The 14,482-nt window shown below is 61.1% G+C and carries 12 protein-coding genes and 1 riboswitch; of the genes, 7 read left to right on the top strand and 5 right to left on the bottom strand.

What is annotated here, in order from left to right; all coding sequences use genetic code 11:
• The first annotated feature begins 13 nt into the window (after positions 1-13).
• A complete protein-coding gene (locus FIV03_RS00650) occupies positions 14-2,923 on the top strand; it encodes an EAL domain-containing protein (protein WP_023002010.1) in 2,910 nt (969 codons plus the stop codon).
• A 710-nt stretch (positions 2,924-3,633) separates the two neighbouring features.
• Here FIV03_RS00650 and FIV03_RS00645 read toward each other — a convergent pair.
• From FIV03_RS00645 to ispH, 4 genes are read right to left on the bottom strand one after another with little or no spacing between them, the layout of a single operon-like run.
• A complete protein-coding gene (locus FIV03_RS00645; protein ID WP_208984429.1) occupies positions 3,634-4,557 on the bottom strand; it encodes a diacylglycerol kinase family protein in 924 nt (307 codons plus the stop codon).
• A 17-nt stretch (positions 4,558-4,574) separates the two neighbouring features.
• A complete protein-coding gene (gene rnhA / locus FIV03_RS00640) occupies positions 4,575-5,045 on the bottom strand; it encodes a ribonuclease HI (RefSeq protein ID WP_055657829.1) in 471 nt (156 codons plus the stop codon).
• The gene (gene thrB / locus FIV03_RS00635) at positions 5,042-6,007 is read right to left on the bottom strand and encodes a homoserine kinase (RefSeq protein WP_152508327.1); all 966 of its coding nucleotides are present in this window, start codon (positions 6,005-6,007) and stop codon (positions 5,042-5,044) included. Before thrB ends, rnhA begins: the two co-directional genes overlap by 4 nt.
• A 4-nt stretch (positions 6,008-6,011) precedes the next feature.
• Positions 6,012-7,010: a 4-hydroxy-3-methylbut-2-enyl diphosphate reductase gene (gene ispH, locus FIV03_RS00630; RefSeq protein ID WP_173013737.1), complete on the bottom strand. Its 999-nt coding sequence runs from the start codon at positions 7,008-7,010 to the stop codon at positions 6,012-6,014.
• Positions 7,011-7,202: 192 nt separating this feature from the next.
• Between ispH and FIV03_RS00625 the strand changes: the two genes are divergently transcribed.
• The 6 genes from FIV03_RS00625 (at position 7,203) to gcvPB (ending at position 13,474) form a co-directional block, all read left to right on the top strand.
• The gene (locus FIV03_RS00625) at positions 7,203-7,787 is read left to right on the top strand and encodes a hypothetical protein (protein WP_031269728.1); all 585 of its coding nucleotides are present in this window, start codon (positions 7,203-7,205) and stop codon (positions 7,785-7,787) included.
• A 224-nt stretch (positions 7,788-8,011) separates the two neighbouring features.
• Positions 8,012-8,104: riboswitch (glycine riboswitch) on the top strand.
• A 182-nt stretch (positions 8,105-8,286) separates the two neighbouring features.
• Entirely contained in the window at positions 8,287-9,438 is a 1,152-nt protein-coding gene (gcvT, locus tag FIV03_RS00620) for a glycine cleavage system aminomethyltransferase GcvT (RefSeq protein WP_152508325.1), read from the top strand.
• Positions 9,439-9,464: 26 nt separating this feature from the next.
• Positions 9,465-9,836 (top strand): glycine cleavage system protein GcvH, encoded by a 372-nt coding sequence (gcvH, locus tag FIV03_RS00615; RefSeq protein WP_075282273.1) that lies wholly within the window; start codon positions 9,465-9,467, stop codon positions 9,834-9,836.
• A gap of 3 nt (positions 9,837-9,839) precedes the next feature.
• Complete coding sequence (locus FIV03_RS00610; RefSeq protein WP_023002002.1) at positions 9,840-10,325, top strand: OsmC family protein; 486 nt, start codon at positions 9,840-9,842, stop codon at positions 10,323-10,325.
• A 213-nt stretch (positions 10,326-10,538) separates the two neighbouring features.
• Positions 10,539-11,885 (top strand): aminomethyl-transferring glycine dehydrogenase subunit GcvPA, encoded by a 1,347-nt coding sequence (gene gcvPA / locus FIV03_RS00605; protein WP_055657839.1) that lies wholly within the window; start codon positions 10,539-10,541, stop codon positions 11,883-11,885.
• Positions 11,882-13,474: an aminomethyl-transferring glycine dehydrogenase subunit GcvPB gene (gcvPB, locus tag FIV03_RS00600; protein WP_152508324.1), complete on the top strand. Its 1,593-nt coding sequence runs from the start codon at positions 11,882-11,884 to the stop codon at positions 13,472-13,474. The genes gcvPA and gcvPB overlap by 4 nt, the downstream gene beginning before the upstream one ends.
• Before the next feature lie 64 nt (positions 13,475-13,538).
• Here gcvPB and FIV03_RS00595 read toward each other — a convergent pair whose 3' ends face one another.
• Positions 13,539-14,354 carry a methyltransferase domain-containing protein gene (locus tag FIV03_RS00595; protein ID WP_173013736.1) on the bottom strand — a complete coding sequence of 272 codons (816 nt, stop codon included), beginning with the start codon at positions 14,352-14,354 and terminating at the stop codon, positions 13,539-13,541.
• Between the last annotated feature and the right edge of the window lie 128 nt (positions 14,355-14,482).

Genomic DNA, 14,482 nt, shown 5'->3' with positions numbered 1-14,482 from the left:
ACTTCTTCGCCCCATGTCGATTGTGATACCGGATCCGAAAACAAGCGTGATCAGAAACCTTGTTATTGCTCTGACGTTGTTTGCAACGTTGCTTGCCACCCTGCCTGCGCGGGCGCTGGAGCCGATCCCTGTTCCGATCGACGTCGAAGCACTGGACATCACCAATTCCGTCGACCTGCATCGCGAAGCCGGGACTCGGCTGCAGGTGTCGACCGCACCGGGTGCGGACGGCATCGTGCGCCGTATCGAGGTTCCCTCCCGCGATGGTACCAACACCAACTGGGCGGTGTTTGCGCTGGCCAACACCAGCGATGAACAGATCGACCGCCTGATCGTTGCGCCAAATTACAAGCTGGTCGGCTCCGACCTCTTCTGGCCGGATCTCGGTTCCTCGCGCATTCTGGCGATCACACCGAGTCAGGGCATCGCTCCCGAACGTCAGAAAAGCCTTGAGGCAGACGTCTTCCTGGTCACGCTCGACCCGGGGTCGATCGTCACCTTCGTCGCGGAAATGACGACGCCGAACCTGCCGGAAATCCGGATCTGGGAACCGGATGTCTACGAGGAAACCGTCAACGCCTACACGCTCTACCGTGGCATCATTCTGGGCATCTCCGGCCTGCTGGCCCTGTTCCTCACCATCTTGTTCGTGGTCAAGGGCACGGTCATGTTCCCCGCCACCGCGGCACTTGCCTGGTCGGTGCTGGCCTATCTGTGCATCGATTTCGGCTTCTGGGGCATGGTGTTCAATCTGGAGGGCGGCGGCAGCCAGCTCGCGCGCGCCTGCGCCGAGGTCATGCTCGCGGCCAGCTTGATCATCTTCCTGTACGCCTATCTGAACCTCAACCGCTGGAACATTCATTATTCCCATCTGGCGCTGACGACGCTGATCCTGATCCTGGGTCTGCTTGGCGTTGCCGTTTGGGATCCCTCGATTGCAGCCGGCATCGCCCGTCTTGCGCTCGCCATCATTGGCTTGCTCGGTTTCGTCACCATCGCGGTGCTGGCCTTCCAGCACTATGACCGCGCCATCCTGCTGATCCCGACCTGGTGCCTGCTGATGGCCTGGCTGGTCGGGGCAGCGATGACCGTAACCGGCTATCTGTCCAACGACATCGTCCAGCCCGCGCTCGGCGGTGGTCTTGTTCTCATCGTGCTGCTGATCGGCTTCACGGTGATGCAGCACGCCTTTGCCGGTGGCGCGATCGCGCAGGGGCTCATCTCCGATGTCGAACGCAAGGCACTGGCCCTGACCGGTGCCGGCGATATCATCTGGGACTGGGACATCGACCGCGACCGCATCTACACGGGCAATGAGGTTGAAGATCTGCTCAACCTGAAGCGTGGCACCCTGGAAGGGCCTGCGCGTGACTGGCTGGACATTCTGCATCCCCAGGACCGTGACCGGTTCCGGGCGACGCTCGACGCGGTGATCGATCAGCGTCGCGGCAAGGTAACCCAAACCTTCCGTCTGCGCTCAGAAGACGGTCACTTCCGCTGGTTCCGCCTGCGGGCCCGGCCGATCATCGGATCGGACGGCGAGGTGATCCGCTGCGTGGGCACGCTCCTGGACGTGACCGAGGAACGCACGGCGGAAGAACGCCTTCTGCACGATGCCGTCCACGACAATCTGACCGGCCTGCCGAACCGCGAACTCTTCGTCGATCGCTTGCGCACCAGCGTCATCCGGTCGCGTGCGGAAGAAACCTCCAAGCCGACCTTGCTCGTGCTCAATCTTGACCGTTTCAAACAGGTCAACGACAGCATTGGTCTTTCCGCAGGCGACAGCATCCTCTTGACGGTGGCGCGTCGTCTCGGCCGACTGATCGGCCAGCAGGATACTCTGGGACGTCTTTCCGGCGACCAGTATGGCCTTGTTCTCCTGTCCGAGCAGGAGCCGGACCGGATTGTTGCGCTGGCGGATTCGCTGCGCAAGGCGGTCCGCGCACCGATCACCTTCGGCGACCGGGAGATCTTTCTGACCTGCTCCGTCGGCATTGCCTTCTTCGAAGGTGGCAAACAGGCGGTCGAGGACATGGTCACCAATGCGGAGATCGCCCTCAATCACGCCAAGCGCCTGGGCGGTGACCGCCAGGAAGTGTTCCGTCCGATCTTGCGCCCGCTCGACAAGAACATCGTCGATCTGGAAGCCGACCTGCGCGAAGCGATCAAGAAGGAAACGCTGGGTGTCTACTTCCAGCCGATCATCCGATTGGAAGACCAGGCGGTAGCCGGCTTCGAAGTGCTGGCACGCTGGAACCACGCCAAGCGCGGCAAGATTTCACCTTCGGAATTCATTCCCGTCGCCGAGCAGTCCGGTCTCATCAACGAACTCGGCATTTACATGCTCGACAAGGGCGCACAGCAGCTGGCGTTCTGGCAGCGCGAGTTCCCGATGCAGCAGCCTCTGTTCGCTTCGGTGAATCTCTCGTCCCGTCAGCTGTTGAAACAGGACCTGATCAACGATGTGAAGGCCGTTCTGTCGAGAACATCGCTGGCACCGGGCACCTTGAAGCTGGAACTGACGGAATCACTGGTTATGTCAAACCCGGAATACTCCGCCAAGGTGCTCGAGCGCCTTCGCGGGCTGGGGGCAGGCCTGTCCCTTGACGACTTCGGCACCGGCCATTCCTCGCTGTCCTATCTGCAGCGGTTCCCCTTCGACACGATCAAGATCGACCAGTCCTTCGTCAAACCGAACGGGTCTTCCGCCCGGCCTGTGCTGCTCAGGACAATCGTTGCCATGGGGCATGACCTTGGCATGTCGGTCGTTGCCGAAGGAGCGGAGAGCGAGAACGATGCGCTGGAGCTCTACCAGCTCGGCTGCGAATACGCGCAAGGCTTCTACTTCGGCGAGGCTGTCACGGCAGCGGAAGCCACCAAGATCCTGCGCAAGATGCCGGCGGAAGCCGAAACGGCCTGACATTGGCCGGCAACTATCGTGCCGGCTGATCTTGCGTCAGGGGCTCTGATAGCTGTTTCCCACCCACTCCGTCATGCCATGGCGCGACCATGGCATCCATACCGCTCGTTCTCCTGTCGCAAAGACTTCGGGTGCGGCGAGGTAACGGAATGGATTGCAGGGTCGAGCCCTGCAATGACGGGGAATGGAAAGGGCTGCGGCGACAAAAGGAGCGCCGCGCGGTATTACGTTCTATGGGCGGGCCACTCAGTCTTCGATGACGCTTTTAATGAGCTTGTTGAGATGTGCTCACCTCCCCCTCCCACGGTCATGCCATGGCTCGACCATGGCATCCATGCCGCGCGCTATCCCGTCGCCAAGATTTCGGGTGGGGTGAGGAAACGGAATGGATTGCAGGGGCGAGCCCTGCAATGATGGGGATTGGAAAGGGCTGCGGCGACAAAAGGAGCGTCGTGCGTGATGCCTTCTTTGGGCGGGCCACTCAGTCTTCGATGACGCTTTTAATGAGCTTGTTGAGATGTGCTCACCTCCCCCTCCCACGGTCATGCCATGGCGCGACCATGGCATCCATGCCGTGGGCTATCCAGCCGCAAGGGCTTCGGGGTCGCCGAGGTCACGAATTGGATTGCAGGGGCAAGTCCTGCAACGACAGAGGGAGTTGATGTCGTTGGGGTTGGAAGGCGAGGAGGCGATGCTGCGCCGTTTCCGCGTCAAGGTGCCAGGATGGGCACGGTCTTGTCCGTTTGCCGAATTTCCAGCGGCGTTGCACCGAAGGGATCGCCGTCCACCTGTGCGGCGACGGCACCTGTTGCCAGAATGGAGGCCGTTTTGAACGGGCGCACCAAAGCGCCCTTGGCCTTGTGGATGCGGCCCATCAAGAGCGCGACGCCGTAGCAGAAGGACGACCAGGGGTCGTCCCTTTCCAGAACCAGCATATGCAGGCCGGGATCGGTCGCCCCGCCGGGACAGATGACAAAGGGGCCGCCGTAGTGGCGGGCGTTGCTGGCTACGGCGAGTTTTCCGGTCAGCTCTTCGCCATCCAGGATCACTTTCAGCGACGCGCTCTTGCGTTTGAAACCGGTCCGAAGCGCTGTGATGACGTAGGCGAGCTTGCCAAGGCGCCGTTTCAGGGAAAGCGGCACGGCGTGAACGACTTCGGCATCGAACCCGGCAGAGGCCATCAGTACAAAAGGCCTGCCGTTGGCAAGACCATAGTGCAACTGCCTGGTCTTGCCGCGTCGGATCAGTTCGGCAATTGCCTTCGCATTGCGCGGGAGGCCAAGTTCAAGGGCAAGCACATTGGCGGTGCCGAAGGGAATGATGCCCAGTTGCGGCGGGGCGGGGTGGTTCTGAAATCCGGTCAGGGCCTCGTTGACGGAGCCGTCTCCGCCGGCAACCACCAGCGTCTGCACAGGCAATGAGGGATCCGCGCAGATGTCGCCGATTTCGCCTGCGCGTCTTGTCAACCGGATCTCGGTCTTGCAGCCGAGATCTTCCAGGCGATTGCGCACGTCATCCAGAAATTCGGCGCTATAGCCACCCGATGTCGGGTTGGCCACGATCAGAACTTTTCCGGCCATATCCGGAACCATTGTGCGCACTGCTGCTGCGCCGGACCACCAGAAAAGTCTCACTCAAAATCCTCTGCTCATCAGACAGGATTCGTTTTTTCGCCGCTCTTATACGGGGCCATTCCGCCGCGCGCCAGTTCATCTGCACGTTCATTGTCCGGATGGCCGGCATGTCCCTTGACCCAGTGCCAGGTAACGTCATGACGTTCCCTTGCGGCGTCAAGAGCTTGCCAGAGATCCGCATTCTTTACCGGCTTGTTGGCAGCCGTGCGCCAATTCTTGCGCTTCCAGCCGTACATCCATTCCTTGATGCCGCTGCGCACGTAGGTGCTGTCGGTATAAAGGTCGACCGCACAAGGGCGCTTGAGGGCATTCAGCGCCTCAATGGCGGCCATCAGCTCCATACGATTGTTGGTGGTCTCCGACTCGCCCCCGGAAAGCTCTTTCTCGTGCTCCCCGAACCGCAGGATGACACCCCAGCCGCCCGGACCCGGATTGCCCGAACAGGCGCCGTCCGTATAGATCGTGACCCGGTTGTTGTTCTCCGTCATCGCTCCAACCCGTAGGCCTGCGTGGAGGAAATGCTCTGGTGGAAGCGGAGCTTCTTCAGATATTCCAGCGGATCCTTCGGCGTAACCAGCGCACCCTCCGGCACGCTCAGCCAGTCATAAAGCCGTGTCAGCAGGAAGCGCAGGGCCGCGCCCCGGCAAAGGGTCGGCAAGGCATCGTATTCAGCCTCGCTCAACGGTCGCACGGCGGAATAACCCTTGAGCAGGGCCTTTGCCTTGGTCACGTTGAACGACATGTCCTGCTCGAAGCACCATGCGTTGAGGCAGATAGCAATGTCATAGGCAAAGGCGTCGTTGCAGGCGAAATAGAAATCGATCAGCCCGGAAAGCTCGTTGCCCAGAAAGAACACGTTGTCGGGAAACAGATCCGCGTGGATCACCCCGCCTGGAAGGTCCCTGGGCCAGACCTTTTCCACGTGATCCAGCTCGCTGGCGATCTCTGCGCCGAGACCGGGATGAACCGTATCGCTGCGCTCCCCGCATTGATCGAACAGGGGACGCCAGCCGCTGACGTCGAGGGCGTTCTTGCGGAACCCGTCGTAATCGGCGCCGTCCAGGTGCAACTCGGCCATGGCCCGGCCCAGCTCGGCGCAATGGTCCACTTTGGGCCGCTTGACCCACATGCCATCCAGAAAGGTGACCAGCGCAGCCGGTCGGCCGGCGAGTGTGCCCAGAAGTTTGCCGTCCCGCGAGGGAACCGGTGTCGGACAGGACAGGCCCTTTGCGGCCAGATGCTGCAGAAGGTTCAGAAAATAAGGCAGATCGTCCGGGTTCACGCGCTTTTCGTACAGCGTCAGGATGTAGGACGCCTTGTCCGTGTGGACCAGGAAGTTGCTGTTCTCCACGCCTTCGGCAATGCCCTTGAATGACAACAGACGTCCGACATCGTAGCTGCCGATGAAGTCGTTCAGTTCCTCATCGGTTACTTCGGTATAAACAGCCATGGGGTTATCCGGCAGCGGCCTGGGAGGAGGCGATCATCTCGCGCAGCTCCCGCGGCAGGTTGAAGGAAATCGTTTCTTCGGCAGTACGCACCGTCTCGACGTTGACGTCGAACCGGTCGGCAAATGCCGCGATGATTTCCTCTACCAGGGTCTCGGGGGCCGATGCACCTGCTGTCAGACCCAACGACGTGATACCTTCGAAATCGTGCCAGTCGATGTCGCTTGCACGCTGGATCAGCACTGCAGTCTTGCACCCGGCCCGTTCCGCAACTTCACGCAGGCGCTGCGAGTTGGAGGAGTTCGGCGCGCCGACAACGATCATTACGTCGACCTTTGGCGCCACATGCTTGACCGCTTCCTGACGGTTGGTGGTTGCGTAGCAGATGTCCTCCTTGTGCGGAGCGACGATCTGCGGGAACCGGTCCTGCAGCACAGCCACGATCCCGGCCGTGTCGTCCACGGACAAGGTGGTCTGGGTAATATAGGCGAGGGGGCGGTCGGTCTTCGGCGTGAAGGCGCGCGCGTCGTCTTCAGTCTCGATCAGGCTGACGGTGCCTTCGGGCAATTGGCCCATGGTGCCGATCACTTCAGGATGCCCCGCATGACCGATGAGCAGAATCTCGCGGTCCCGGCGGAAATGGATTTCCGCTTCCTTGTGAACCTTCGAAACCAGAGGACAGGTGGCGTCGAGGTAGAACATCTTGCGGCTCTGGGCGTCTTCCGGCACGGATTTCGGTACGCCGTGCGCCGAGAAGATCACAGGCCTGTCGGTGTGCCCGGCCGGTATTTCTTCCAGCTCTTCCACGAACACAGCGCCCTTGGCCTTCAGGCCGTCCACCACGAACTTGTTGTGCACGATCTCGTGACGGACGTAGACCGGACTGCCGTATTTTTCCAGGGCAAGTTCCACGATCTGGATCGCGCGATCGACACCGGCGCAGAACCCGCGGGGCGCGCAAAGGTGAATGGCAAGCGGTGTTTTTTCCTGTTTGCTCTCGGTCATCATGCTCTTTCGAGGAACGTTTCTGCGCGCAATAAGGGCTCGCAGCCACGCCGTGTCAAGGGATGTGCGGCAAGCTGAACCAATTCAGCCACAATGAGCTGCTTGAAGGTTTGCGTTTGACAAGCCTCGCCAAGCAATTCTTCACCTGCTATGAAGCTCCGCCGACAATTGTTGCATTTTTATGGAATGAAGATGATCAGTGCGATTCCCGCCGTCTCCGGCAAGACCCTGAAGACAATTATGGCCGTGGGCCTTTCCGCTGCGGCTCTTGCGGGGTGTATGAGTGCCGCTGACGGTGTTGCGGGCAAGGTAATTTCCGGTGGCCAGCAGCCGATCGAGATTTCTCCCGAAACATTCGCCCCGCCGGTTCCCTGTCCTGCGCTGCAGCTTCAGTCCAACACCTTTCTGATCCGCAAGTATGTTCGCGGCAAGGATGATGACCCGCAGGGTCTGCTTTACCAGGCCACCGTCAAGGATTGGGCCAACACCTGCACGCAGCAGCCGGACGGCAGCCGCCGCATGAAGCTGGGCCTGTCCGGCGATGTCACCTCGGGTCCTGCCTGGAAGGGCGGCGAAGTGGTTCTGCCGATGCGCGTCGCCATTGTGCCCGGCGGCAGTGGTGCCAAGCCGCTCAGCTCCGAGATCGTGAAAATTCCGGTCACGCTCGGAGCGAACTCGCCAAGCGAAACCTGGACGCTGATCGAAGAGAAATTCACGATCCCGGCAGGTGCGGACGCCAAGGTTGTCTTCGGCTTTGACGAAGGCCGTCGCCGCTAAGGCCCGGCCACGCGCGTAGCACATCAGTATCGACTGAATTTGAGGTCTGGCCGGGAAGATGGAAACCGGCCGGCCATTGATCGTGCGCACTCTGCAAGACGGTGCCTAAAATTGTGCACCGGCAAAATTGCGGGGGCTGCATGTCGCATATTGACAAGACTATGTCTGCCTCGCACAATCCGGCCCCAATCGGGGTCGTCCCCCGGTTGGCGTGGAAACACGTCAATGTTTATGCGGGAGAGGCCGGGTGAAAGGATCCTGGCGCCGAAGGAGCAACCGCCCCGGAAACTCTCAGGCAGAAGGACCGCATGAACTGCAACGCTCTGGAAAGCAGTGCTCCGCAAGAGGGTTTGCGGACTGCTCACCGAAGGAGTAACCGAAAGGCGTCATCGGCGCCGGTCGGGAAATCTCTCAGGTACTCGGACAGAGGGGGTGCAGACGGATCAGGACCCATGCGGGCCGGTTCGGGACTGCGCAACCCCGAATACGAGGACCGTTCATGGCGGAAACCGTTGCAGACGAAGATCTGAAACAAACGCCTCTTCACGACCTTCATGTGGAACTGGGTGCACGCATGGTGCCGTTTGCCGGCTATTCCATGCCCGTGCAGTACAAGGCCGGCATCATGGCCGAGCACCAGCAGACCCGCACGAAGGCCGGCCTTTTCGACGTTTCCCACATGGGCCAGGCTCTGTTGATCGGTCCCGATCACGAAACGACGGCCCGGGCGCTGGAAGCGCTGACCCCGTCCAATTTCGTCGAACTTGGCCACGGCCGTCAGCGTTACACGGTGCTGCTCAACGACGAAGGCGGCATCATCGACGATCTGATGGTCACCCGGCCGCTGTCCGAAGCAGAAGACGGCAAGCTGATGCTGGTGGTCAATGCCTCCCGCAAGGATGTCGACTACGCCCATTTCCGCGACAGACTGCCTGAAAACGTGACCCTTGAAGTGATTGACGATCGTGCGCTGATCGCGGTTCAGGGGCCGGAAGCCGTGGCTGCGGTCGCAGCACATGCGCCCAAAGCGGCCGAACTTGGCTTCATGGCCGCTGCACCGATGGAGTTTGACGGGATCGACTGCCACGTTGCCCGTGCCGGCTATACCGGCGAGGACGGCGTGGAGATGTCCGTACCTGCCGGTGCTGCTGAAGCGATTGCCCGTGCACTGCTCGCTGACGACAGGGTCGAACCGATTGGGCTCGGGGCCCGCGACAGCCTGCGTCTTGAGGCAGGGCTGTGCCTCTACGGACACGACATTGACGAGATGACGTCTCCCGTCGAAGGCGCCATCACCTTCTGCATGCAGAAACGCCGCCGCGAAGAAGGCGGCTTTCCGGGCGCCGAACGCATTCAGAGTGAACTCGAAAAGGGACCGGGCCGTGTCCGCGTCGGCCTGCGCCTCGATGGCAAGGCACCTGCACGGGAAGGGGCCGAGATCGCACTGCCCGACGGGCCGGTGATCGGCATTGTAACGTCCGGCGGTTTCGCACCGACCGTGGGCGCTCCGATCGCCATGGGCTATGTCCCGGTGGAGCATTCCGAAACTGGCACGCCACTTGAATTGATCGTCAGAGGCAAGCGCTTGCCCGCTACCGTCGCGGACATGCCCTTTGTTCCGAACCGGTATTACCGCAAACCCAAAGCATAAATCTTTCCAGATAACGGACGCACAATATGACCACCTATTACTCCAAGGACCACGAGTGGATCGCCGTAGATGGCGGCACCGCCACCATCGGCATCACGACTTACGCGCAGGAGCAGCTCGGCGACGTCGTTTACGTCGAACTGCCGGAAGCCGGCAAGGCGCTGTCACAGGGCGATGAAGCCGCTGTCGTGGAATCCGTCAAGGCAGCCAGTGAAGTCTACGCTCCGATCGACGGTGAAGTCGTTGAAGCCAACGACGCGCTGGTGGACGAACCGGCCAAGGTGAACGAAGATCCCGAAGGCGCTGCATGGTTCATCAAGATGACCGTCGGCAATGCGGATCAGCTGTCCGACCTGATGGACGCGGCAGCCTACAAGGCGTACGTGGAGACGTTGTAATTCATGGCAGGGCACTACTACACGGCACAGGTGGAATGGGCATGCGACGGCGACTATGCCGCAAACGCCTATTCCAGAGGGCACATCTGGCGTTTTGACGGCGGTCTGGAGATCCCGGCAAGCGCTTCGCCCACGGTGGTACCCCTGCCATACTCCATCGAAGCCGCCGTCGATCCGGAAGAGGCCTTCGTCGCCGCTATCTCGTCCTGCCACATGATGTCCTTCCTGGATCTTGCCCGGCGGGCGAATTTCGTTGTCGCCAGTTACAGCGACCGTGCCCAGGGCGAAATGAGCCGGGTGGCGCGGGGCAAGATGGCAATCACGAAAGTAGTGCTGCGGCCGGTTATCACGCTGGTTGCAGCCGAGGACCCGGATCCGACCTGGCTGACCGATCTGCATGAAAAGGCGCATGACGTCTGTTTCATCGCCAACTCCGTGAAGTGCGAGATCGTTGTGGAGCCCGAACCGCTCCGCCTTGTCGCACCGTGACTTTCCGGAACCGGCCGCACGAAGTCGCAGCCGGTTCCCTGTTCTGGATGGTGACCAGTTCTCATCTCTGTGCGTCTGCACGGTGCCACCGCGCCGAGCAGGAAACGGGGAGCCCGTATCCGGAAGCTTGTCAGTTCTCCGGTTCCGGGCTGATGAAGCGAGAGCGTGGTTTTCGCCGGTCCGATTTTTGATCAAACCCTTGGGAGCTGCCTGATGCGCTACCTGCCTTTGAACGATACCGACCGCAGCGACATGCTCGCGCGGGTCGGCGTCAAATCCGTCGATGAACTCTTTGCGGATATCCCTGAAGACGTTCGCATGAAGGGTCTGCTCGACCTTCCCAAACGAGCCAGCGAAATGGAAGTGGAGCGCAAGCTCTCTGCCATGGCATCAAAGAATACTGCGGCCGGCTCCGTACCGTTCTTCGTCGGCGCAGGTGCCTACAAGCACCATGTGCCGGCAACGGTCGACCACCTGATCCAGCGGTCGGAGTTCCTGACCTCCTATACGCCCTATCAGCCGGAAATCACGCAAGGCACACTTCAGTACCTGTTCGAGTTCCAGACCCAGGTAGCGCGCCTTACCGCAATGGATGTCGCCAACGCGTCCATGTATGACGGCTCCACCGGCACTGGCGAAGCCGTGCTGATGGCGCACCGGGTGACCAAGCGCAACAAGGCCGTGCTTTCCGGCGGGCTGCATCCGCAGTACCGGGAAGTCGTCGAAGGCCTGTCCAACATGGCCGGCGATCGGGTCGTCAGCCTCCCGGCAGACCCGACGGGCACCGAAGACATCCTGTCCCAGATCGATGACGAGACGTCTTGCGTTGTCGTCCAGTCGCCGTCCTTCTACGGCCAGCTGATAGACCTGAAGCCGATTGCCGAAAAGGCGCATCAGCACAAGGCGCTGCTGATCGCGGTCTTCACCGAAGTGGTGTCGCTCGGCCTGATCGAGCCGCCGGGAACACAAGGCGCCGACATTGTGGTCGGTGAAGGCCAGTCCATCGGCAACGGCCTCAACTTCGGTGGCCCTTATGTCGGCCTTTTCGCCACCCGCCAGCAATATGTCCGCCAGATGCCGGGCCGGCTCTGCGGTGAGACGGTGGATGCGGAAGGCAAGCGCGGTTTCGTGCTGACGCTGTCGACCCGCGAACAGCATATCCGCCGCGACAAGGCAACGTCGAACATCTGCACCAACTCCGGTCTCTGCTGCCTTGCCTTCACCATTCACATGTCGCTGCTGGGGCAGGCCGGGTTGACCAAACTCGCCCGCATCAACCATGGCAATGCGGTCAAGCTGAAGAAGCTTCTTGCCGGCGTGCCTGGTGTCGAGGTTCTGAACTCGGCCTATTTCAACGAGTTCACGATTGCGCTGCCGAAGGTGGCCGAGGACGTGGTCGAGCAACTGGCCGAACGGGGCGTTCTCGCGGGCCTGCCGGTCTCACGCCTGGAGCCGGGCAACAAGGATCTCGCGAACCTGTTGGTCGTCGCGTCGACCGAAGTCAATACGGATGAAGACCGCGCGGCCTTTGCGGACGCGCTGAAGGAGGTGCTGGCATGAGCATGAACACGCAAGGCCGCCCGACCGCTGCAGGTGATGCCGGGGATGCTTTCCGCCCGAAGACTTTCACCGGCAACCGTGGTCTCGATATGGAAGAGCCGCTGATTTTCGAATTCGGCTCGCTGGAAACCACCGGTGTCGATCTCGACGAGGACGAAAGCGCCGAGTTCGAGCTTGGCAGCTTCAAGCGCACCGCCGAGATCGGTCTGCCGGGCCTCGCCGAACCGGAAGCCATGCGCCACTATGTGCGCCTGTCGCGGAACAACTATGCCATCGACAGCGGTCTCTATCCGCTCGGCTCGTGCACCATGAAGCACAATCCGCGCCTCAACGAGAAAATGGCCCGTCTGCCGGGCTTCGCGGACATCCATCCGCTTCAGCCGGTCTCCTCGGTGCCCGGCGCACTGGAACTGATCGATGCGCTTGCCCACTGGCTGATGGTGTCCACCAACACCTCCGCCGTCGCGATGAGCCCGAAAGCCGGTGCCCATGGCGAATTGTGCGGTATGATGGCTATCAAGGCAGCTCACACTGCTGCCGGCCGTGATCCGAAGATCGTTCTGGTGCCGGAAAGCGCCCATGGCACCAACCCGGCAACGGCAGCGCTCTTGGGTTACAAGGTCGTCAACATCGATGCCAAGGACGACGGGACCGTCGATCTGGAGGCACTGAAGAAGACCATTGCCGAACACGAAGGCAACATCGCCGGCATCATGCTGACCAACCCGAACACCTGCGGGCTGTTCGAACGGGAAGTGAAGCAGATCGCCGATCTGATCCACAAGGCGGATGCCTATTTCTACTGCGACGGCGCCAACTTCAATGCCATCGTCGGCAAGGCCCGCCCTGGGGATCTTGGCGTCGACGCCATGCATATCAACCTGCACAAGACCTTCTCGACGCCTCACGGCGGCGGTGGCCCGGGTTCCGGTCCGGTCGTCCTGTCCCAGAGACTGGCTCCTTTCGCGCCGCTGCCGTTCATCCGCAAGACGGAAAAAGGTGTCGAACTGGTCGAAACCGAAGCTGCCACCAAGGACGGCGAGCAGCCATTCGGCCGCATGACCGCGTTCCACGGCCAGATGGGCATGTACGTGCGGGCTCTGTCCTACATGATGAGCCACGGCTCCGACGGTCTGCGGCAGGCGTCTGAAGATGCGGTGCTGAATGCGAACTATATTCGCGTCGGCCTGCAGGACCTGATGAGCCTGCCCTTTGGCGAGCGCCCGTGCATGCACGAAGTGCTGTTCGACGACAGCTTCCTGAAGGACACCGGCGTGACCACGCTCGACTTCGCCAAGGCGATGATCGACGAGGGCTATCATCCGATGACCATGTACTTCCCGCTGGTTGTCCATGGCGCGATGCTGATCGAGCCGACGGAATCGGAAAGCCGGGCTGCGCTCGACCTTTTCGTCGCCACCATGCGCGATCTCGTGATGAGCGCAAAGCGCGGCGAAACGGAACGCTTCTCCGGTGCACCGTACCTTGCCCCGCGCCGCCGTCTGGACGAAACGGGTGCAGCTCGCAAGCCGGTCCTGAAATGGACCGAGCCGGCTCCGGCCGAAGTCACTCCGGCCGCTGCCGAGTAACACGTGGACGAATTTTCAAGGATGAAAACCCCGGCTTCGGCCGGGGTTTTTTGTTTCCTGTCGCTCAGGTGTGCGCTGTCACCACGTTGGAGACGTGAGGAAACCGGATTGCCTCGCCGTCAAAACAGGTGCCCAGTTCTTTCAGGAAATCATTGAAGCAGGCGTTCCTGTCCTCTTCGGATAGCTGGGAGAGCTTGTCTCCGGTATGCATGCCGCCCATGGCTCCGGCGGCATACGCACGACCATCCGGGTGATGAAGCGTCAGTGAAACTGTCTCCAGTTGGATATCCAGAAACCCGGCTGCCTCAAAGTTCGATCGTATTTCCTCAGGGTCGGAGAGTTGGCAGATCGCACGAACGGCTGCCCCCGCCTCTGCGCCGACGTATTTTTCCAATGCGGTTGCCTGCGCCATCAGCAGCGGATTTTCGGACAGACCGCGGGAAACGCAGAAGGCGACGCGGCCCCCGCGTGCCAGAACGCGGTTAAGTTCGCGCAGGGCTCCCACACGATCGGGAAAGAACTGCAAAGCCTGCTGACAGTAGGCGAGGTCAAAGCCGCCATCAGGGAAGGGCAGATCGCCTGCGGTCGCCTCGAACCATTCTGCATCTATCCCGTTTACGCTGGCCTTTTCGGCGGCAACGGCCAACATTCCCGCGCTCATGTCCACGCCGGCCAGCCTCGCAAATCCGTTCCCAAGGCTCGCGACTTCACGGATTACCGCACCGGTGCCGCACGCCAGGTCAAGGATCCGGTCTCCGTTTTGGGGTGGTTGCCGTTGGAGCAGCTCTTGTGCCCAAGGCTGAAAGATCACCGGCACCATGACGCTGTCGTATCGCTCGGCGAATGTTCCGTTTCGGGGGACGCCTTCCTGATTGCTCATGGTTCGCTCCAGACTACGAACGGGACCGGCAGTATAGCTCCAAACCCTCGCCGAGGCACGAAACCCGGTTTTCACCGGGATCGAAACTTCTGGCTTAGGGCCTTCGGTTCCAGGGTGATGAAACATTG

The sequence above is a fragment of the Labrenzia sp. THAF187b genome (assembly GCF_009363375.1).
GTDB lineage: Bacteria > Pseudomonadota > Alphaproteobacteria > Rhizobiales > Stappiaceae > Roseibium > Roseibium algicola.
This window is presented reverse-complemented; position numbering and strand designations above follow the sequence as displayed.

Coding starts and splice junctions, on each gene's coding strand:
- thrB (WP_152508327.1), bottom strand. CDS start 6,007: ATGGCTGTTTATACCGAAGTAACCGATGAGGAACTGAACGACTTCATC.
- FIV03_RS00650 (WP_023002010.1), top strand. CDS start 14: ATGTCGATTGTGATACCGGATCCGAAAACAAGCGTGATCAGAAACCTT.
- gcvH (WP_075282273.1), top strand. CDS start 9,465: ATGACCACCTATTACTCCAAGGACCACGAGTGGATCGCCGTAGATGGC.
- FIV03_RS00595 (WP_173013736.1), bottom strand. CDS start 14,354: ATGAGCAATCAGGAAGGCGTCCCCCGAAACGGAACATTCGCCGAGCGA.
- rnhA (WP_055657829.1), bottom strand. CDS start 5,045: ATGACGGAGAACAACAACCGGGTCACGATCTATACGGACGGCGCCTGT.
- FIV03_RS00610 (WP_023002002.1), top strand. CDS start 9,840: ATGGCAGGGCACTACTACACGGCACAGGTGGAATGGGCATGCGACGGC.
- gcvPB (WP_152508324.1), top strand. CDS start 11,882: ATGAGCATGAACACGCAAGGCCGCCCGACCGCTGCAGGTGATGCCGGG.
- ispH (WP_173013737.1), bottom strand. CDS start 7,010: ATGACCGAGAGCAAACAGGAAAAAACACCGCTTGCCATTCACCTTTGC.
- gcvT (WP_152508325.1), top strand. CDS start 8,287: ATGGCGGAAACCGTTGCAGACGAAGATCTGAAACAAACGCCTCTTCAC.
- FIV03_RS00625 (WP_031269728.1), top strand. CDS start 7,203: ATGATCAGTGCGATTCCCGCCGTCTCCGGCAAGACCCTGAAGACAATT.
- gcvPA (WP_055657839.1), top strand. CDS start 10,539: ATGCGCTACCTGCCTTTGAACGATACCGACCGCAGCGACATGCTCGCG.